The sequence below is a fragment of the Streptomyces sp. NPDC056144 genome (assembly GCF_042264145.1).
Classification (GTDB): Bacteria; Actinomycetota; Actinomycetes; order Streptomycetales; family Streptomycetaceae; genus Streptomyces.
In genome coordinates, this window is the sequence record NZ_JBHJVF010000002.1 from 894,342 (window position 1) to 913,005 (window position 18,664).

Consider the following 18,664-nt stretch of genomic DNA (forward strand, 5'->3'; position numbering starts at 1 on the left):
CGACGGCCCGGTGTCGGGCCTCGAACCCCTTGTCTTCCCCCGAAAGTTGAGGTAACCGGACGATGTCCGCGAGCCGCGAGCCGCGAGCCGCGAGCCGCGAGCCGCGAGCCGCGAGCCGCGAGCCGCGAGCCGCGAGCCGCGAGCCGCGAGCCGCGTAGCTGACGGGCGCGGGCTCGACGTACGTTGGCGGCGTGGCCATGCACACTGACCGGCCGCTCCGCGTTCCCGTCGGGCACGACGCCGAGCGCTGGCGGACGTTCCGCGCCGAGCGGACCCTCGTCGTCGCCGCGCGGACCGTCGTCTCCACCACCCGCGTCCTGGAGTGCCTCCCCGCCGTCCTGCGCGACGACAGCCGCGTGAGCGTCGTCTTCGCGTACGACCCGACCTCCGCGTTCAACGACGGCGTCCTCGACCTCCTCCACGACGCCGGCTGCCGCGTCATGCCCTGGTCGCAGCTGGGCGAGGTCTCCCCCGACCTCGTCCTCACGGCGAGCGGGAACGTCGACGTCCCCACCGGCACCTGCCCGGTCCTCGTCCTCCCCCACGGCATCGGCTTCCAGAAGTTCGTGCCGGACTCGCGCACGGACCGCGTCCGGCTCTCCGGACTGGTGCCGGACGCCCTCCTGGACGCCGGCCGGGCCTGGCTCGCCACCTCCCACCCCGACCAGACCGAGCAGCTGCTCGCCGCCCACCCCAAGGCCGCCGGCCGGACGCTGCTCGTCGGCGACCCGTGCTTCGACGAGCTGGTGGCGAGCGCGGCACGGCGCGAGGAGTACCGCGCGGCCCTCGGCGTCGGCGCCGGCCGGCGGCTCGTGGTGGTCAGTTCGACGTGGGGCCCGACCTCGCTCCTGGCCGAACAACCGGACCTCCCGGCCCGCCTCCTCGGCTCGCTGCCGTACGACACGTACCGCGTGGCGGCGATCGTCCACCCCAACGTGTGGGCCGCGCACGGCCCCTGGCAGATCCGGCGCAACCTCGCGGCCGCGCTCGACGCGGGGCTGATCCTCGTCCCTCCGGTGCACGCCTGGCGCTCGGTGCTGCTCGCCTCGGACCTGATCGTGGGCGACCACGGATCGGTGACGCTGTACGGGGCGGCGCTCGGCCGTCCCGTCCTCCTGGCCGCCTTCGGCAGCGACTCGGTGCCGGGCACGGCGGCCGGTGTCCTCGGGCGGGAGGCTCCGCGCCTCGACCCGCGCCGGGACCCGCGCGCACAGGTGGAGGCGGCGGCCGACCCGGCCGCACGGGCCGCGTACGCCGAGGTGGCCGGGCTCGCGTTCAGCGAGCCGGGCCGGGCGCTCGGCCGTCTGCGCACCGCGCTGTACGAGCTCATGGGCCTCCCGGAACCGTCCGCCGGCCCCCCGCCCGTCCGGACGCTCGCTCCCGCCCGCGTGACCGCCGAACCCGTCACGTCCTGGCAGGTGCGCACCCTCGTGACCACCGACGGGTTCGTCGAAGTGGAGCGGTTCCCGGCCGCCGTCGCGACGGACGGGGCGGAGACCGAGAACCTGTTCGTCCACCTGGCCTGCACGGACGCGGAACGCGATCTGGGCGTCTCGGAGAGTGCGTCGGTGCTCCTCGCCGCGTCCCCGTCACCGACGGCCGAGCACGCGCGCGCCTGGATCGCCGACACACTCGCGGCCCGACCGGGCTGCCTCCTCGCCGCCGTCAGCCTCACCGACGGCGGCGACGACACCGGGCACCTGGTGGGCCTGCGGGACGGTCGTGTCGTGGAGGTCACGACGGAGACGGGCCCGGAAGGAGCCTCGGCCGCCGTGTACGCGTACCTGCGCGCCGGACTCCCCCTCGACGGCCCGGCCCCGGCCCCGCGTCCGCGGCTCAGCCGCTGACCCCGTCTCCCTCCCCCAGCGCGCGCAGCCGCTCGCGCAGGACCGGGCCGAGCGGGCTGCCGCCCGCCTCGTGGATGCGCGCCGCCTCGTCCAGCCACCCGGCGACCTCGTCCCGACGGGTGCCGGTGCGTTCGGCGATGTCCGCGAGGGTGACGAGGGCCTGGGCCTGGTAGTGCGTGGCCCGCTGGGCGCCGAGGGTCCCGGCCGCGTCCTCCAGGGCGCGGACGGCCCCCTCGACGTCGCCGAGGTGGTCGAGCGCGACGCCGACGGCGGCGGTGGCACGGGCCGCCATACGGGGGTCCCGGCACTCGGTCAGCATGCGGTACGCGCTCCGCAGCGTGACCAGCGCGGTCGTGTGTTCCCCGGCGGCGTCCTGGGCGCAGCCGAGGAAGTACGTCGCGATGGCCGCGCCCCGGGCCTCTCCGGCCCGTTCGTTGAGCGCGAGGGACGCGCGGTAGGAGGCGACGGCGCGGGCCGGGTCGTGCCGGTCCCAGTACCGCCCGTCGAACTCCCGTACCGACGCGCTGAGCACGGTGTGCCCGGCGATCTCGGCGCAGGCCAGGGCGGCGTCCAGTTCCTCGCGGGCCCGCGCGTCCTCGCCGAGGTCGAGGAGCGGGCGTGAGAGCAGGCTCCGGAGGCGTGCCTCGGCGGCGGGGGCGACGGCGGTGACGGCGGCCCGGATGCCCAGGTCGAGGGACTCGCGCCACGGGCCGAGCGCCCGCTGGTGCAGGAAGAGCACGGTGAACACCTCGGCCAGCTGCCACACCGGGGTCTCCAGGCCCTGGTGGGCGGCGCCGGCCCGCAGGACGGCGAGGAGGTCGGCGCGGCGCGCTTCGAGCCAGTCGAGCGGAGCGGGTCCGCCGGGGGCGGCGAAGGGGTCCGCGGCCCCGTCGAGGAGTACGGCGAGGTCGGTGACGCGCAGCCGGTCCTCGCGGACCGCCCGGTCGGCGAGGGCGGTGAGGACCAGGTGGTGGGTGAGGACCCGCCCGACGAGCGCGGCCTCGTCGGTCCGGGGCTCCGCCTCGTACGCCCGCTCGCGCGCGTGGAGGCGTACGAGATCGTGCATCGTGTACCGGCCGTCCGGGGTCCGTTCGACCAGCCCGTCGGCGGCGAGCCGCGCGAGGAGCGGCCTGGTGGCGGCGGGCGGTGTGCCGAGTGCGGCGGCGGCCGAGTCGAGGTCGTACGTACGGCACGGGTGCAGGCCGAGGGCCCGGTAGAGGCGGGCGGTCTCCGGCGGGAGGGCGCGGTGGCTCGGGTTCAGGACGGCGGACACCGAGTAGTCCTCCCCCAGGGCGAGTCCGGCGAGCCGCCGCTCCTCGTCGGCGAGCTCCGCCGCCAGCTCCGCGGTGGTCAGTCCCGGGTCGACGCGCAGCCGGGCCGCGACGATGCGCAGGGCGACGGGGAGTCCGCCGCACAGCTCGACGAGCCGTTCGGCGGCGGCCGGATCGGCCGCGACGGTCTCCTCGCCGCAGCCCTCGGCGAGCAGCAGGAGGGCCCCGTCCCGGTCGAAGGGCTTGAGGGCCCGGGTGCTGGCTCCGTCCATGACCAGTTCGCCGAGCGCCGAGTGACTGGTGACGAGCACGGCGCTGCCGGGGCCCTTGGGGACGAGGGGGCGGACCTGGGCGGGCCGGCCGACGTCGTCGAGGACGACGAGCAGCCGCCGGTCGGCGGTGCGGGTGCGGAAGAGCGCCGCCCGCTCCTGGAGGCCGGCCGGCATGTACGCGTCGTCGACACCGAGGCCGCGCAGGCACATGGCGACGGCCTCGGAGACATCGCCGCCCGCCTGTCCGCGCAGGGCGGCGAAGTCCACGTACAACTGGCCGTCGGGGTACCGGTCGCGGGCGGTCGTCGCCCAGTGCCGGGCGGTGGCGGACTTGCCGACTCCGCTGAGGCCGTGCAGGACGCCGATGCCGACCCGGGGCGCGGCGAACCACCGGTCGATCTCGCCGAGGTCGGCGGTCCGGTTCACGAAGGCCGACGTGAGGGCGGGGACCTGGTCGGGGCGGGGCACGGAGGCGCCCCCGGCCGGCGGCACGTGGATGGTCACGTCGCCCTGGATGTGCGCGCCGTGGAAGTCGTACGTGGCCGTGGGCGGCGGCGTGCCGAGTGCGGCGAGGAGCTTCTGGAGTTCGGCGACGGCGTCCGGGTCCTCGCGGAGCACCTGGAGGAGTCGCGCGCTCCACCGCTCCTCGATCGCGCGGGCGCCCGCCTCGTCCCCGGCGGCGCGCGCCGCCGCGGCCGCGCGGCCGGCCCGCTCCAGCTCGCCGGCGGTTCCGTCTGCGGTTCCGCCGATCGCCTCGTCGGCGGCTTCCGCGCCCTCGTGTGCCGGGCCGCGGCGGCCGAAGAGGCGCCAGTCGCGCGTCCTGACCGATTCCCAGACGTCCGTGACGACGAGTCCGAGGACGGTCGACACCCCTGCCATGGCGAGCGCCGCCAGTTCCTCCACCGCTCCCCCTCCGTCTCACCGGTCCGCCCCCACCACCGTAGAGATCCCGGCGGACCCTTGAACAGCCCGCGCGCCGCCGTCCCGGGCACGTCCCGTGGCCGGTTTCGTACGGTCGGGTCACCCGGCCCGGTGGTGTCAACGGCCCCCGGGTGCCGTGAAGGCGACGTCGGCGGCGGCCGTGGTGACCTCCGCGTCGCTCCCGAGGGAGTACGCGGCGACCCGTGAGACCGTGGCGGCCGGCACGGTCGCGTGGACGCCCGGGACCGCCGGGCAGTCCTGGGTCGCGTGGGCGTCGTGCGGCACGACGACCCGGTAGCCGTGGTCGAGGGCCGTGCGGGCCGTCGCCTGCACGCACATCTCGGACATGACCCCGCAGACGGCGACCGCCCGCGCTCCCGCGTCCGCGAGCACGGCGCCGAGCGCGGTCTCCCGGAACCCGTCGTCGTAGGGCTTGCGGATCACCGACTCCGCCGGCCCCTGTTCGACCCGGTGGTGCAGCTCCCATCCCGGCGTGTGGGGTTCGTCCTCCGCGCCGGGCGGCCCGTCGTTCTGGAGGTGGACGACGAGGGCCCCGGCGCGGCGCGCACGCGCGATGAGGTCGGCCGTCCGCGCGACGAGCCGGTCCGCCTCCGGAACCGCTCCCGGTCCGGTGACGAAGGCCGTCTGCACGTCCACGACGATCAGGGTGTCCACGGGCTGTGCGGGTGTCTGCGGGCTCATCCACCCATCATGATCGCCGGGCTGCCGTGATTCCACGGGGTTTCGTTGGTCAGGGCGCCGGGCGGGCCGACCCGCCTTCCGCTCGCCGCAGCAGCCAGCGGCCCGAGACGCCCGTCACGAACAGGCCGCCGACCAGGGCGAGGAGCGCCGCGCCCGGGCCCGACGTCCAGTCGACGGACCCGGCGTGGACGGCCAGGACGACCGCGCTCGCCGACGCGACCGCCGGGACGGCCGTGAGGGCGGGGCGGATACGGGACAGGTCGTCCTCGGCGAGCGAGCCGAGGACGCCGACACCCAGGGCGAGCGCCCACACGCCGAGGCCCTGGGCGTCCGCGCGATTCACCGTCCAGGGCAGCAGCGGCCCCCAGAAGGCGGGGAGGACGAGGAGGCCGGCGCCGATGCCGAGCCAGCCGGAGCCGAGGACCGCGAGGAGCGGTTTCGACCAGGCGGGCAGCGGTACGGGGGCGGGTCGAGGGCTTCCGGCTTTGTGCGGGGCCGCCGGCCTGCGGTACTGCGCGCCGAGGCACACGACCGCGCCCAGCGCGAGCAGGCCGAGCGTGGCGACCCAGCCGAGGCTGAACAGGGCGAGGAACAACGGGCCGCCCCGGACGGCCTGGAGGGAGCCCGCGTTGAGCAGGCTCACCGTGAAGAGTCCGACGAGGACGATCACCAGCGGCAGGACCAGGGTCCGGGCCTCCGCCCAGTGGCGGGCCCGGCCGATCGTGAACAGCGCGGGCGCCACGCCCGCCATCGCCGCCCCGACGAGGCCCGGGGTGAGCGCCTCCGTGGAGACCCAGGCACCGGCGGCGTGGCCGAGGAGGCTGGTGCCGACGAGCAGCGCGCCGACGACGGCGCTGATGCCGCCGACGACCCCGCTCAGGAGCACGACGGCGGGGGCGAGTTCCCGCCCGAGGCCGACCGGGGCAGGACCGGAGGCGGTCGCGGCGGACGCGGTCGCACCGGGGCGGGTCTCGTCGGGGCTGATCTCGCCGGAGCCCGTCTCGCCGGGGCTGATCTCGCCGAAGCCGGTCACGCCGGAGCCCGTCTCGCCGGGGCTGATCTCGCCGAAGCCGGTCACGCCGGAGCCCGTCTCGCCGGACGCCGCGGGCTTCTCGGTGGCGCTCATCGGGCGTCCTCCCGCACCGGCGCGGCCACCGCCACCGCCACCGCGTCGTGGGCGGCGGCCGGTTCGGCCTCCGCCGGCGCGTGTTCCCGCTTGAGGAGCTCGCGACCGTACAGGACCCGCAGGCTGACCACCGTGACCGCCGTGTAGGCGAGCATCCCGCAGCCGATGCCGACGCCCGCCGTCAGCGCCGTCGCGCGGTCGAGGCCCATCGTCCGTTCCAGGACGGGGACGGCCGCCGCCGAGAACGCCGGGGCCAGGCAGAGGGCCGTCAGGTGGATCCGCCACTCCTCGCGGGCCCACGCGTCGCCCCGTACGCGCGCGCGTGCCGCCCGCACCGCGACGACGCCGTGGACGAGGGCGTACGGGACGACGTACGCGACGAGCAGGCGGCGTCCTTCCGTCCCCTGGTCGAGGAAGGCCACGGCGGTCCACGCGAGCCCGGCGGCGGCCGCGAGGTGGGCGGCGACCAGGACCGGTGTCGGGCACCAGGTGCCGGTGACGCCGGGGACGGTGGTGCGCCGGTCGAGCGCGCGGGAGGCGAGCAGCGCGCCGAAGGAGACGAGGGCGCCGAGGTGCATGATCGCGACCCGGTTGATCTCCAGGATGGACAGTCCGGGGTAGAGCGAGGGCAGGAAGCCCCATTCGAGGCGGAGCAGCGGGGCGGTCATCAGGAAGCCGTAGCAGAGCAGCATCCAGCGCTGGTGGAGGTCGGGGAAGCCCCGGACGGCGGCGAGGACGCCGAAGCTCACGCTGCCGACGGTGCCGACCAGGATCGTGGCGAGGACGATCCAGAACGCGGCCCCGCTGAACGCCTCCTCGGGCGGGGTGCGGACGAGGTAGAGCGCCGCGCCGCCCATGGAGACGTACACGATCGCGGCGAAGACCAGCCCGGCCGCCCGGTGCAGCCTGACGCGCCGGCGGACCGCCGAGAGCAGCTGCACGGGGCCGAGGAGCATGAGGAGCCCGCCGAGGACGGAGTGCACGACCAGCGGGGCGAGGCTGCGGCTGTACGGACCGATCCGGTCGCGCACGGCCTCGGCGACGAACTCCGGCGACACGGACTTGCCGAGGACCCATTCGCCGATGGCGGGCGCGCCGGGCTTCGCGTACGGCCAGAGTTCGGTCATCGCGAGCGGCGCGTACGCCAGGCAGACGACCGTCACGGCGACGGCGGCGGCCCTCCCCCATCTCGTGCTTGTCGGACGCCCCACGGTGGTTCCCCCTCCGAACGCGCGATAGTCCTGTCTGGACTATGGAGGAAGGTAGGGCGGGGCCGGGGCGGGGTCAACCCGTCGGTAACATCCGATTCGGTAACGGGAGTTCCGTCAGGGTTCCCGGCTCTCGACCCACTGCCAGAACTCGACCATCATCCGCTCGTACCGGATGCCGAACTCCAGCGCCTCGCGCTGCCCGCGCGTCAGCAACTCGCCGACGCTGTCGGCCAGTTCCTCGTACTCCTCCAGGGTGTCGCGGTGCTCGTCGATCTGGACGGGGGCGTGGACGCGCGGGCTCGCGCCGAACCAGAGCTTGAGGATGCCGCGCTCGCGGGCCTCGACGGGGACGAAGGAGGAGTCCGCGAGCCAGTCCCGCAGGGCGGCCGCCCCCTGCTCCGTCAGCTTCATCAGGCGCCGGTTGCGGCCGCCGGACTGCCGGACCTCCGAGAGCAGACCGGCTTGGAGGAGCCGGTCGCACTGGGCGTAGACCTGCGCGTGCGGCATCGACCAGAAGGGGGCCACCGTGCGCGCCGCCTCCACCTTCACGTCGTACGGGCTGGCCTCGCCGAGCTGGTCGATGAGGCCCAGCACGAGGAAGGACGGCGTGGTCAGGCGGACTTCAGGCATGCGGGATCGTATCGCGCGGGCCCCCGGCACGGTGGCCGGCCGCTCACGTCCCCCACGACTCCGGGCCGTCCGGGGCCGGTTCGGGGCCCAGGAGGCCCCAGAGAGCCGTCAGACGGATCAGGCGCAGGATCCGGGGCTGGTCGCAGACGAGCCGCCAGCGGGCTCCCCGCGCCTGGGTCCGCCCGGCGCAGTGGGCGAGCAGCCCGAGGCCGGTGGCGTCGCAGAAGGTGAGCCCGCGGATGTCGACGGTCAGCGCCTCGGACTCGCGGACGAGGGCGTCGAGCTCGGGCCTGAGGTGCCGCACCAGGACGAGGTCGAGCTCGCCGCGCAGCGCGGCGACGGTCTGGCCGCCGGTCCGGCGGATGTCGAGGTGCGGGTCGTGACGGGGAATCAGCTGCATCGGACGCTCCACAGGGTGGGTCCATGTGTCCCGACGAGCGTGGACGCGTCCGTGACGGGAAAGACGTTTCAGCTGGCCGAATATCACCTGAATCGGTGAAAACCGGGGGCGCGTGGAGCCGTGCACGCCCCGTTCACTCGCATACGTGCACGATGCGGCGGACGCCCCTCACCCGTCCTCGGGCCACAGCGCGTGCGTCCGCAGCGCGAGGAGCGCCTCGAACCGGAAGCGCGGGTCGGCGAGCCGCTCACCGAAGAGACCCGGCTCGGCGACGGTCGGAAGACTCGTCGCCCTCTCCCCGACCAACCACGGGACCACACTGTGGGGCATGGGGCTCCTCGCCCGCGCCTTCCCCGGCGGTGACGAGCTCGTCGGGCTCGCCTGCACGGCGTGCGCCCAGCAGATCCAGGGCTCCGACTTCGTCAAGGATCTCAACGCGGGCGGCGAGACCCACCCGGCCGCCTCCTACACCGTGATCGCCACCTGGTACGACGAGGTCGTCACCCCGTACACCTCCTCCTTCCTGGCCGCCGCCCCGAACGTCACCAACCAGCGCGTCCAGGACTTCTGCCTCGGCGAGTTCACCGAGCACCTGGGCATCGGCTACAACGACGTCGCCACCAGGCTCGTGCTCAACGCCCTGGACCCGGCACACGCGCAGCGACCGGACTGCTGACCCGCGGCACCCTCCGCTCGCGCCGCGTCCGCAGGGCCAGCAGGCCGTGGCGCGGCGCGAGCAGCCAGACCACGGCGAAGAGCGCCGTGAGGACGACGACGACCGAGCCGCCGGCCGCGAGGTCGTACGCGTAACTCACGTACAGCCCCGCGACGCTCCCCGCGCAGCCGACGAACGCGGCCACCAGGGTCATCGCCCACAGCCGCTCCGTGAGCAGCCGGGCGGTGGCGGCGGGGGTGATGAGGAGCGCGAGGACGAGGATGTTCCCGACGGCCTCCAGGGACATCACGATCGTCGCCGTCACCACGACGTACAGCGTCAGGTCGAGGCCCAGGACGGGAAGCCCCGACGCGCGGGCCGTCTCGCGGTCCAGGCTCACCGCCACCAGCTCCTTGCGGAGCAGGAGGACCACCGCGACGAGTACGGCCCCGATCGCGGCCACCCGCCGGATGTCCGCCGCGTCGACGGCGAGGACCTGGCCGAAGAGGAACGAGGACAGGTCCGTCGTCCAGCTGTCGCGGGTCGACACGAGGACGATGCCGAGGCCGAAGGCGAAGGCGAAGAAGACGCCGATGACGGTGTCCTCCTTCAGGCGCCGGTTCTGCGAGACGAAGGCGATGAGCACCGCCGTCGTGACCCCGGCCGCCGCGCCGCCGAGCAGCAGGTTGCCCTCGAAGGCGTACGCGAGGGCGACACCCGGGAACGCCGAGTGCGCGACGGCGTCGCCGATGAACGCCATGCCCCGCAGGACGACGTGGACGCCCACGACCCCGCAGACCAGGCCGACGATCCCGGCGACGGCGAAGGCGCGGCGCATGAAGGGCAGCGCCCACGGGTCGGTGAGGAGGGTGAGGAACTCGGTCACGCCGCCGGCTCCTCTTCGTGCGTGGGGCCGTGCGTGGGGCCGTGCGTGGGTCCTTGCGACGGGCGGAGGCCGAAGGCCCTCAGCATCTGCTCGGCGTCGCCGAGGAGTTCGGGGCCTCCCTCCGCGACGACGCTCCTCTTGAGGAGGAGGACGCGGGTGCAGGTGCGGGCGGCGGCGGCCAGGTCGTGCGTGGTCATGAGCAACCCCCTTCCCTCGGCGGCGAGTCGGCCGAAGAGTTCGTTCAACAGGTCCTGTGTCGGGACGTCCACGCCCGTGAACGGCTCGTCGAGAAGGAGCAGCCGGGGGCGGGCGGCGAGGGCCCGCGCCACCAGGACGCGCTGCCGCTGGCCGCCCGACAGCTCCCCGATCGGCCGGCGCCGGAGGTCGGTCAGGCCGGCGAGATCCAGCGCCTCGTCGGCCGCCGCCCTGTCGGCCGCGCCCGGCCGCCGCAGCCAGCCGACGGCACGCGTACGGCCGCTGAGCACGGCACCGGCGACATCTACGGGGAAGTCCCAGGCGAACTCGTGCCGTTGGGGTACGTAGCCGATCGGGCCGTGCGCGTCGACGGAACCGGCCGACGGCGTCAGGAGACCGAGCACGGCACGGAGGAGGGTGGTCTTACCCGCGCCGTTCGGGCCGAGCAGACCGACCAGCTCCCCGCCGGACACGGCGAGGGAGACCGCGTCGACGGCCGTCCGGCCGCCGAGCTCGACGGAGACGGACCGGACACGGAGAAGGTCCGCGCTCGCGCTCATGAGCGGCGCCTCCTGCGGGTGAGGAGGACGGCACCCGTGCCGACGGCCGCGAGCGCGGTCGCGGCGCCGGCGAGGAGGGTGGTGGACTCCGCGCCGGTGGCGGCCATGGAGCCCCGGGCGGGAGGCGTGGCGGGGGCGGAGCTCGCACCCGGGGAGACCGTCGGCCGGCCGCCGCCGGTGGCGGGTGCTTGCGTGGTGGGTCCGGTACGAGGGACGGAGCCCGTCCCCGTACGCGTACCGGAGCCTGACCCGGAGCCGGAGCCGGAGCCGGAGCCGGAGGCTGATCCCGAGCCCGGAGCCGATCCTGTCCCGGAGCCCGACCCAGTTCCGGACCCGGACCCGGACCCGGCCCCAGGGCCCGAACCGCCGCCCGTACCGCTGCTCCCGCCCGGCGCCGTCGCCGGGTCGGTCGAGCCGACCTCGAACGTCAGCGTCTCCGTGTCGCTCGTCCTCGTCCCGTCCGCCAGCTCGCCGGACATGGTGAAGGTGAGCCGGTAGACGCCCTCCTTCGCGAAGGCCCAACCGCCGTGCGCGTGCGTGTTCTGCGGGACGCCGAAGGAGTCGGGGACCCCGTCGCGGCTGTTGAAGCGGACGGAGGCACCCGACAGGCCGTCGTAGTTGTAGAGGACGAACGGGCCGGGGCCCTCGGCCTTCACCAGGGAGAACCCGATCTCTCCCCGGGTGGCGCCCGCCGCCATGGCGTCCGTCGACCAGCCGGGCCACAGCAGCTCCGGGCGCTGCACCTGGTCGAGGAGCCACACCGGATCACCCGCCTTGCCCAGGAAGGCGAAGGCCGGGTTCGCCGGGATCTCCTTGCGTGCCTCCGGGCGGACGCGCAGCACCAGCGACGAGGGCTCGCGCCAGACCGACCTGCCCGGCACCGTCCCGTCCTTCACGTGGATCTGGAGCCCGCCGTCCACGACGCGGGCCGCGATGTCGATGTGTCCCCGTTCGAGGACGGTCGGCTCGGTGCTCACCGGTTCCTCGGCGGACACGTCCGAGGCGGTGTCGGCAGTGTCGACGCTCCCGCCGGTCTCGGCGTCGGCCGCCCGCGCGAGGGGCGCTTCGGCGACGACCTGACGCGAGGGTGGGAACGGAGGCGGCGGCGGGGGCGGGGCGGACCCGGTGCTCTCCGGGGAGGGTGCGGCCTCGTGCTCCTCCCCGACCCGTACCGTGTACGTCACCTCGGCCACGGCCTCCCCCTCGGTCTCCGCCGCCAAGGTCAGCCGGTGGACGCCGGGCGCGTCGAAGACCCACCGGGTCTCACCCCGGCTCGCACCCGGGAGGTCCGTGCTGTCGGGAAGTCCGTCGCCGCTGTCGAACCACGGCGCGGTCGCGGCCCCGGCCCCCACCACGGCGGGCTCGCCGTACACCGTCACTCTCCCCGGCCCGTCCACCCCGGTCAGCGACCAGCGAACCGGTCCGGCCGGAAGCGCCGTCGTGTCCCAGACGGGCCTGAACTCCCAGTGATCCGAGCCGTCCTGGGCGACGACCCGGTGGCTGTCGTCGAGCTCGACGACCTCGTCCGCGCCGAGTCCGAGCAGCCTCTCGGCCCAGGACGCGGGGACGGCGGCCGTCGGCGTCGGCGGGACGGTCAGCGCCGTCCCGCCGAGGGCCAGCGCCCCCGCCGCCGCCAGCGCGACCCTGCTGTTCCGTGCGAGCCTCATCGGGCCCCACTCCCCTCCCGGCCCAGGCAGCGGGCCAGTTCGTTCGCGTTGTGGCGCATCATCGCCACGTAGTCGTGGACCTTGTCGTCGAAGGAATCGCCGTAGATCGTGCAGATCCCGACGCCCTCGTCCTCGGCCACCCGGCGCAGGACGTCCGCGCGGGCCGCGAGGTTCGGTTCGAGGAAGACGGCCGGCACCCGCTGCTCGCGGATGGTGGCGCGCAGCCGCTCGACCTCGGCGGCGCTGGGTTCGCGGCTGGGCACCGGGACGACGAACCCGGCGATCTCCAGGTGGTAGGCGTGCGCGAGGTAGCCGAAGGCGTCGTGCGTGGTGATGAGCCTGCGCCGCTGTTCGGGAATGCCGGCGAGCGTCCGGGCCACCTCGTCGTCGAGGGCGGCGAGCCGCTTCAGGTAGCGCGCGGCGTTCCGTTCGTACGTGGCCCGGCCCCGCGGGTCGGCCTTGGTCAGCTCGGCCTCGATCCGGCGGACGTACGCCTCCGCGTTGGCGACGTCCTCCCAGGTGTGCGGGTCGAGGTCGCCGTGGACGTGCCGTCCGACGACGGCCTGCGGCAGGACCCAGAGGGGCGCGCCGGGGCGGCCGAGGAAGCGGTACGCCGCCTCCCGGGGCACGCTCTCCCGCGCCCGTTCGGGTACGGAGAGCACGACGTCGTCGACGTCGTGGTGGACGCGGCGGCCGGTTGCCGGATCGTCGGAACGGACCCTGACCGACCGGCTTCCCGCGTCGAGCGCGATGTCGGCGTGCCCGCCGTCGAGGACGGTCCGACCGGCGGGCGCGGTGGCGCCGCCGACGACGAAGGTGACGGTCCCGCCGCCGATCGGCGCCCGCTTCCCGTCGAGCGTCTCGGTCTGCCCCTGGACGGTGAGCCGGTACGTACCGGGCTTGCTGAACGCCCAGTTGACGTGGGTGTGCGCCTCGGGCGGGAGGGTGAAGGAGTCGGCGGCGTCGAAGCCGTCGGCGGAGTCGAGGACGACCTGGGGTGTGCCGAGGGTGTCGGTGAGGTAGACGCGCAGGTCGCCGGGGCCCTCCAGCTCCGTGGCGGTCGTACGGACCTGGGAACCGTCGCCCGCCACCTCGCCCTCGACGGCCCAGCCCAGCCAGAGCACGTCGAGGCCGAGGTCCTCGGTGAGCCTGATGACGGACCCGCCGTACTGTTCGAGCCGTTCGCCGAGCTCCACCTTCGGCGTGTCCTTCGGAGCGTTGGCGTGGATCATCTTCATGATCCCGGGCTCTTCGAGGAGGAGCCCGTTGCCGAAGACCAGCTCGGAGCGCGCGATGCGGGCCGCGTCCCCGGGGCTCGGCTCGTACGAGTGAGGGTCGCCGTGGTGCGGCACGACGGAGGTGACGTCGACCCGGTCGCCGCCGACGTTGCGGACGAGGTCGGCGAGGATCGCGGTGGTCGTGGAGACGGCCAGCGCGGCCGCCTTGCCGTCGGACCGCTGGTCGGGCCCCGGACCGCAGCCGGTGACCAGGAGCCCGGCTCCGAGGAGGGACGCGGCCAGCCGGGTACGTACACGGGTACGCGTACCGGTACGGGTACGGGTCATCGGGCCGCTCGCTTCCTGCGGACGAGGATCACGAGGACCGCTCCGGCACCGAGCGCGGCGACGGCGATGCCGGCGGGCAGGGCCGGGTGGCCCGATCCGGTCGCTGCCAACTGCCCGGCGGGCGGCGCGGATCCGGGGCCGCTCGCCGGGTTGCGCGCCCAGGCCACGGAGCTCGCGGGCGGGGTCGGCGTGACCGTCGGGGGCAAGGAAACCGTCGGGGACGGGGAAGCCGTCCGCGTGGGCATCGGCGACGGCGTACGCGTAGCCGTAGGCGTGCCCGTCGGAGCGGGCGTCACCGTCCCCGTCGGCGTGGGTACGGGTGCGGACGACGACGGAGGCGTGGGCGCAGGCGTCGGCGAAACGGTGGAGGGAGCAGCCGTGGGTACCGTCGAAGTAGGCGTAGGCGAAGGCGAAGGCGGAGACGTCGGTCCCGGTCCGGGCCCCGTCCCCTCCCCCGGCTCCACGGTCGACGGGTCGACGTCGTCGCCGACCACGACCGCCAGCGTCTCCCGGTCCGAGACCCGCGCCCCGGAGGGCAGGGTGGCGCTCAGGTCGAGGGTGAGGCGGTAGACGCCCTCCGCGTCGAAGATCCACAGCGGGTGGGCGTGTGTGAAGGCGGGCAGGTCCACGCCGCCCGGGGCGGGTCTGGCGCTGTCGACGGAGACGCCGATGCGGATGCCGAGGTCGGGATCGTCCTCCCACTGCCCGAGGACGAAGCGTCCCGGGCCCTCGATCTTCGGGAACGCGACCTTGACGCCCCCGCCGGCGAGCTGCGCGGGCAGGAGGTCGAGCGTGTTCCAGCCGGGCCAGAGCAGCCCTTCCTTCACCGCGAAGTCCTTGTCGACCCAGAGGCTCGCGCCGGGTGCGCCGAAGCCCTCCAGCTGCGGCACCTCCTCCCTCGGCGGGATGACGATCTCGTGGCGCGGGTCGAAGTGCAGCAGCACGTCGGAGGGTTCGCGCCAGACGGCGGTTCCGGGAACGGTCCCGTCCTTGATCCGGAACTCCAGACGCCCGTCGACCAGCCGGGCGGCCAGGTCGAGATGGCCGCCGTTCAGGACGACCCGCTCTCCGGCGGGCGCCTCGCGCGATGGCGGATCGGCGGCGCGTGCGGCCGGAGCGGCGGCCGCCAGGACGAGCAGGGCCCCGAGAGCGGCGGAGCGGAGAACCGGGGAGAGGGTGGGTGTGAGGCGTGCCCGCATGACGGGGCGGCTCCTTCGGGCGTACGGGGAGGGACGGGCGGACGGGTCCACGGCCGCGCCGGGGGCGGAGCGAACGGCGGGTGAGGCCGCCCCCGGCGCGGGGTTCGGGGAGGGGAGGGCGTCAGCCGATCTGGAAGGTGTACGTGGCGGAGGCGGCGGCGACCGGGGTGCCGTTGGCGAGGGTGCCGCTGACCGAGAAGGTCGCGGTGTACGAACCGGCCTTGGTGAAGACCCAGTTGGCGTGGTCGTGCTCGCCGGCGGTGACGGCCCGGGTGTTGGTGATCGTGGCGTCACCGCTGTCGAAGGAGCGGTTGTTCTTCGGGCAGAGGCCGTTCTTGTAGACGGTGAGCTTGCCGGGGCCGCTCACGGAGACGAGCTTGACCAGCACCTTGTCGCCCTGGAAGACGCCGGTGGCGAGGTGTTCGCCGGAGATGCCGGGCCAGAGCAGGCCGGTGTTCTCGACCTGCGGCAGGCGGTGGACGGTGGTGCCCGCCGCGCCGAGGTGGCTGTAGCAGGTGCCGGTGGGCACGGTGTACGCGGAGGCCGGCAGGGCGCGCAGGACGACGTCGGCCGGGGCGTACTCGACGCCCGGGGTCACGGACTCGTCGTGGACGTGCAGCGCGAGGCCGGTGCCGTCGTACTCGACGTCGAGGACGTCGACGTGACCGGTCGACAGGGTGGTCCCGGCGGCGTGGGCGACGGTCAGTCCGCCGACGGCGAGCGCGGCGGCGGCAGTTCCGGAAACGGCCAGAAAACGCGTGAAGGTACGCAAAAGAAGCCCCCCTTGGGCATCGTTGAGTGTGCGCGAACAAGGGAGACGATAATCGTTTTCATTAAGGGATGACAAGGGGCCCCTGGGGCCGAGCGGCTCCCCAGGGACGCGTGATGCCCCTGACCCGCTCAGCGGGTCAGGGGCATCACGGCACTACGCGTCGGATCAGCCGCCGAACTCGGCCATCCACGCCTCGACCTCGTCGGCCGTGCGCGGCAGGCCGGCGGAGAGGTTCTCGTGGCCCGACTCGGTGACGACGAGGTCGTCCTCGATCCGGACGCCGATGCCGCGCCACTCCTCCGGCACCGTCAGGTCGTCGGCCTGGAAGTACAGGCCGGGCTCGACGGTGAGGACCATGCCGGGCACGAGGGGACCGTCGACGTACTCGCCGTTCCGCGCGTCCGCGCAGTCGTGGACGTCGAGGCCGAGCATGTGGCCGGTGCCCGCGAGGGTGAAGCGGCGCTGGAGGCCGAGCTCGTAGGCGCGGTCGGCCGGGCCCTCGATGAAGCCCCACTCGACGAGCTTCTCGGTCATGCTCCGCTGGCAGGCCTCGTGGAAGTCGCGGTACGAGGCGCCGGGCTTGACCGTGGCGATGCCGGCCTCCTGGGCCTCGTACACCGCGTCGTACACCTTGCGCTGGACCTCGTTGAAGGTGCCGTTGATCGGGAGGGTGCGGGTGACGTCGGCGGTGTAGAGGGAGTTGGTCTCGACACCGGCGTCGAGCAGCAGGAGCTCGCCGGGGTTCACCGGACCGTCGTTGGTCGTCCAGTGCATGATCGTGGCGTGCGGGCCGGCGGCGCAGATCGAGCCGTAGCCGAGGGCGTTGCCCTCCAGGCGGGCGCGACGGAAGAAGGTGCCCTCGATCCAGCGCTCGGAGGTGGCGATGGCGCGGGAGAGCTCGGCGACGCAGTCGGTGAAGCCGCGGACCGTGGAGTCCACGGCCTTGCGCATCTCGCCGATCTCCCAGGCGTCCTTGACGAGGCGCAGCTCGCTGAGGACCTCCTCCAGCTCCTCGTCGGCGTCCTCGTCGCTGGTGACGGCGGCTTCGAGGGACGGGTCGATGCCGCGCACGATGCGGGTCGGGACGTCGGACGGGGCGGCGGCCAGGTCCTCGGCGATCTTGCGGACGTCGCGGGTGGCGACACCGAGGACGGTCGCGGCCTCGGCGAGGGAGCGGCGGCGGCCCATCCACAGCTCCGCGTGGTAGCCGAGCCAGAACTCGTCGTCGTCACGGCCGTCGCGGGGCAGCTGGTAACAGTAGGCGTCGTGGCCGCCCTCGGCGCGCGGCTCCAGGACGAGGGCGCAGTCGCGGGCCTGGTCGCCGGTCATGTGCACGTAGCCGGAGTACGGGCGGAAGGGGTACGTGTCGTCGTTCGAGCGGACCTTGAGGTTGCCGGACGGGATGACCAGGCGCTCGCCGGGGAAGCGGGCCGAGAGGGCGGCACGGCGGGCGGCCGCGTACGGGGCCTGCTCGGCGGGCTCCAGGTCCTGGAGCTCGGTGTCGGCCCACCCGGTCCGCATGAGGGCGGAGAGCTCCGGGGAGATCTCGTTGTACAGACCGTTCTTGCGCGCCTTCGCCTTGCCCATGCGATGCACCTTCTTCTCGGTGGGTTCCTGGGCCGCCGGTCCCCCCGGCGGCACCCGGACAGTACTGCTCGCGCGGCCCGCCGGGGGCGCGGTCGTGCCAGTGGCACGGATCGGCCATCCGGCCCGCGGTTCCCGGCCGGAGGGGAGGCCGCGCGGCGGGCCGTCGATAATGCTCACCATGGCGAACGCAAAGCTCAGCGAGGCTCTCCGGCTCCTGGGGATCGGTCCGGACGCGGGCCGGCTCTACCTGGAGCTCCTGGAGCGCGCGCCCGCGCCGCTGAGCGCGGTCGGCGCCGCCGCGGGGCTGGTGGGGGACGCGCTGTGGAGCGCGTACGGGACGCTGGTCGACGCGGGTCTCGCGAGCACGGCCGCCGGTACCGGGGACGTGGTGGTGCCGGTGCCGCCGGCCGCCGGTCTGGAGATCCTCGGCAGGCACCGGGCGGCCGAGCTCGACGAGTCACGGATCACCGTCGGGGGCGCGTTCGAGTCGTTCCGGCGGCAGCGGCTCGCGACCGAGAACGACCACCTGGTGGAGGTCGTCACCGGGGACGCGATCGGGCTGCGGATGCGCCAGGCCTGGGCCAGTGCCCGGAGCCAGATCCGGCAGCTGGACTCGCCCCCGTACTTCCCGCTGCCCGGCGCCACCGCCACCGAGGACGCGCTCGCGACCCTCGCGCGCGGGGTGACGCAGCGGGTCGTGTACTCGCGGGAGTCCCTCGAACTGCCGGGGAACCTGGAGACGGCGATCGAGCCGTGCATCGAGGCCGGTGAGCAGGCCCGGGTCCTGCCCTCGGTGCCGGTGAAGCTCGTCATCATCGACGAGTCGTACGCGCTGGTGTCCCTGTCGATCCGGGAGGTCGACGTCCACCACACGATGCTGGTCGTGCAGCCCTGCGGTCTGCTCTCGGCGCTCATCGCGCTCTTCGAGCAGACCTGGCAGAGCGCCCTCCCCTTCCACGGCCACACCGCGCGCCCCGGCGGTCTGCCGCCCGCCGACCGCCGTCTGCTGCGGCTCCTCGCCGGCGGCACGAGCGACGAGGTCATCGCCCGCGAGCTGGGCATCAGCCGGCGGACGCTGTTCCGCCGGATCCAGATCCTGATGGCCAGGCTCGGGGCGTCGAACCGGTTCCAGCTGGCCCTTCAGGCGCAGCGCTCCGGCTGGCTGTAGCCCGGGATCACGCGGTCCCGGGCCTCCGAG

At 74.5% G+C, this 18,664-nt stretch carries 17 protein-coding genes; 3 read left to right on the forward strand and 14 right to left on the reverse strand.

Annotation, left to right across the window (positions count from 1 at the left end; all coding sequences use genetic code 11):
* Positions 1 to 197: 197 nt before the first annotated feature.
* Positions 198 to 1,847 carry a hypothetical protein gene (locus ACFC0Z_RS10495; protein ID WP_376435085.1) on the forward strand — a complete coding sequence of 550 codons (1,650 nt, stop codon included), beginning with the start codon at positions 198 to 200 and terminating at the stop codon, positions 1,845 to 1,847.
* Here the strand turns inward: ACFC0Z_RS10495 and ACFC0Z_RS10500 are convergent.
* From ACFC0Z_RS10500 to ACFC0Z_RS10530, 7 genes are all read right to left on the reverse strand, one after another.
* Complete coding sequence (locus ACFC0Z_RS10500) at positions 1,837 to 4,293, reverse strand: NB-ARC domain-containing protein (RefSeq protein WP_376434879.1); 2,457 nt, start codon at positions 4,291 to 4,293, stop codon at positions 1,837 to 1,839. The genes ACFC0Z_RS10495 and ACFC0Z_RS10500 overlap by 11 nt on opposite strands.
* A 135-nt stretch (positions 4,294 to 4,428) precedes the next feature.
* Entirely contained in the window at positions 4,429 to 5,013 is a 585-nt protein-coding gene (locus ACFC0Z_RS10505) for an isochorismatase family protein (RefSeq protein WP_376434881.1), read from the reverse strand.
* Between the two features lie 49 nt (positions 5,014 to 5,062).
* On the reverse strand, positions 5,063 to 6,139 hold the full coding sequence (locus ACFC0Z_RS10510) for a hypothetical protein (protein WP_376434883.1): 1,077 nt from the start codon (positions 6,137 to 6,139) through the stop codon (positions 5,063 to 5,065).
* Entirely contained in the window at positions 6,136 to 7,350 is a 1,215-nt protein-coding gene (locus ACFC0Z_RS10515) for a DUF2306 domain-containing protein (protein ID WP_376434884.1), read from the reverse strand. The genes ACFC0Z_RS10510 and ACFC0Z_RS10515 overlap by 4 nt, the downstream gene beginning before the upstream one ends.
* Before the next feature lie 114 nt (positions 7,351 to 7,464).
* Positions 7,465 to 7,980 carry a helix-turn-helix transcriptional regulator gene (locus tag ACFC0Z_RS10520; protein ID WP_376434886.1) on the reverse strand — a complete coding sequence of 172 codons (516 nt, stop codon included), beginning with the start codon at positions 7,978 to 7,980 and terminating at the stop codon, positions 7,465 to 7,467.
* Positions 7,981 to 8,023: 43 nt separating this feature from the next.
* Positions 8,024 to 8,380 (reverse strand): STAS domain-containing protein, encoded by a 357-nt coding sequence (locus ACFC0Z_RS10525; RefSeq protein WP_376434888.1) that lies wholly within the window; start codon positions 8,378 to 8,380, stop codon positions 8,024 to 8,026.
* A 168-nt stretch (positions 8,381 to 8,548) separates the two neighbouring features.
* A complete protein-coding gene (locus tag ACFC0Z_RS10530) occupies positions 8,549 to 8,710 on the reverse strand; it encodes a hypothetical protein (protein ID WP_376434890.1) in 162 nt (53 codons plus the stop codon).
* Between ACFC0Z_RS10530 and ACFC0Z_RS10535 the strand changes: the two genes are divergently transcribed.
* Complete coding sequence (locus tag ACFC0Z_RS10535) at positions 8,709 to 9,056, forward strand: hypothetical protein (RefSeq protein ID WP_376434892.1); 348 nt, start codon at positions 8,709 to 8,711, stop codon at positions 9,054 to 9,056. The two genes, ACFC0Z_RS10530 and ACFC0Z_RS10535, sit on opposite strands and share 2 nt — an antisense overlap.
* Here the strand turns inward: ACFC0Z_RS10535 and ACFC0Z_RS10540 are convergent.
* From ACFC0Z_RS10540 to ACFC0Z_RS10570, 7 genes are all read right to left on the reverse strand, one after another.
* A complete protein-coding gene (locus ACFC0Z_RS10540) occupies positions 9,013 to 9,921 on the reverse strand; it encodes an anchored repeat-type ABC transporter permease subunit (RefSeq protein ID WP_376434894.1) in 909 nt (302 codons plus the stop codon). The genes ACFC0Z_RS10535 and ACFC0Z_RS10540 overlap by 44 nt on opposite strands.
* Entirely contained in the window at positions 9,918 to 10,676 is a 759-nt protein-coding gene (locus tag ACFC0Z_RS10545) for an anchored repeat-type ABC transporter ATP-binding subunit (protein ID WP_376434896.1), read from the reverse strand. Before ACFC0Z_RS10545 ends, ACFC0Z_RS10540 begins: the two co-directional genes overlap by 4 nt.
* Complete coding sequence (locus ACFC0Z_RS10550; RefSeq protein ID WP_376434898.1) at positions 10,673 to 12,343, reverse strand: choice-of-anchor M domain-containing protein; 1,671 nt, start codon at positions 12,341 to 12,343, stop codon at positions 10,673 to 10,675. Before ACFC0Z_RS10550 ends, ACFC0Z_RS10545 begins: the two co-directional genes overlap by 4 nt.
* The gene (locus tag ACFC0Z_RS10555; RefSeq protein ID WP_376434900.1) at positions 12,340 to 13,908 is read right to left on the reverse strand and encodes an anchored repeat ABC transporter, substrate-binding protein; all 1,569 of its coding nucleotides are present in this window, start codon (positions 13,906 to 13,908) and stop codon (positions 12,340 to 12,342) included. The genes ACFC0Z_RS10550 and ACFC0Z_RS10555 overlap by 4 nt, the downstream gene beginning before the upstream one ends.
* Positions 13,905 to 15,107: a choice-of-anchor M domain-containing protein gene (locus ACFC0Z_RS10560; RefSeq protein WP_376434902.1), complete on the reverse strand. Its 1,203-nt coding sequence runs from the start codon at positions 15,105 to 15,107 to the stop codon at positions 13,905 to 13,907. The genes ACFC0Z_RS10555 and ACFC0Z_RS10560 overlap by 4 nt, the downstream gene beginning before the upstream one ends.
* 121 nt (positions 15,108 to 15,228) lie before the next feature.
* Entirely contained in the window at positions 15,229 to 15,879 is a 651-nt protein-coding gene (locus ACFC0Z_RS10565; protein WP_376434904.1) for a choice-of-anchor M domain-containing protein, read from the reverse strand.
* A 165-nt stretch (positions 15,880 to 16,044) separates the two neighbouring features.
* A complete protein-coding gene (locus tag ACFC0Z_RS10570) occupies positions 16,045 to 17,466 on the reverse strand; it encodes an aminopeptidase P family protein (protein ID WP_376434906.1) in 1,422 nt (473 codons plus the stop codon).
* 178 nt (positions 17,467 to 17,644) lie between these two features.
* Here ACFC0Z_RS10570 and ACFC0Z_RS10575 point away from each other — a divergent pair, with 178 nt between their 5' ends.
* Entirely contained in the window at positions 17,645 to 18,634 is a 990-nt protein-coding gene (locus ACFC0Z_RS10575; RefSeq protein ID WP_376434908.1) for a LuxR C-terminal-related transcriptional regulator, read from the forward strand.
* Positions 18,635 to 18,664: the final 30 nt, after the last annotated feature.

Bases quoted from the DNA above. Each gene is read 5' to 3' on its own strand.
- ACFC0Z_RS10575 (WP_376434908.1), top strand. From the start codon at position 17,645: ATGGCGAACGCAAAGCTCAGCGAGGCTCTCCGGCTCCTGGGGATCGGT.
- ACFC0Z_RS10535 (WP_376434892.1), top strand. From the start codon at position 8,709: ATGGGGCTCCTCGCCCGCGCCTTCCCCGGCGGTGACGAGCTCGTCGGG.
- ACFC0Z_RS10560 (WP_376434902.1), bottom strand. From the start codon at position 15,107: ATGCGGGCACGCCTCACACCCACCCTCTCCCCGGTTCTCCGCTCCGCC.
- ACFC0Z_RS10525 (WP_376434888.1), bottom strand. From the start codon at position 8,380: ATGCAGCTGATTCCCCGTCACGACCCGCACCTCGACATCCGCCGGACC.
- ACFC0Z_RS10530 (WP_376434890.1), bottom strand. From the start codon at position 8,710: ATGCCCCACAGTGTGGTCCCGTGGTTGGTCGGGGAGAGGGCGACGAGT.
- ACFC0Z_RS10555 (WP_376434900.1), bottom strand. From the start codon at position 13,908: ATGACCCGTACCCGTACCGGTACGCGTACCCGTGTACGTACCCGGCTG.
- ACFC0Z_RS10570 (WP_376434906.1), bottom strand. From the start codon at position 17,466: ATGGGCAAGGCGAAGGCGCGCAAGAACGGTCTGTACAACGAGATCTCC.
- ACFC0Z_RS10550 (WP_376434898.1), bottom strand. From the start codon at position 12,343: ATGAGGCTCGCACGGAACAGCAGGGTCGCGCTGGCGGCGGCGGGGGCG.
- ACFC0Z_RS10545 (WP_376434896.1), bottom strand. From the start codon at position 10,676: ATGAGCGCGAGCGCGGACCTTCTCCGTGTCCGGTCCGTCTCCGTCGAG.
- ACFC0Z_RS10520 (WP_376434886.1), bottom strand. From the start codon at position 7,980: ATGCCTGAAGTCCGCCTGACCACGCCGTCCTTCCTCGTGCTGGGCCTC.
- ACFC0Z_RS10495 (WP_376435085.1), top strand. From the start codon at position 198: ATGCACACTGACCGGCCGCTCCGCGTTCCCGTCGGGCACGACGCCGAG.
- ACFC0Z_RS10510 (WP_376434883.1), bottom strand. From the start codon at position 6,139: ATGAGCGCCACCGAGAAGCCCGCGGCGTCCGGCGAGACGGGCTCCGGC.
- ACFC0Z_RS10505 (WP_376434881.1), bottom strand. From the start codon at position 5,013: ATGAGCCCGCAGACACCCGCACAGCCCGTGGACACCCTGATCGTCGTG.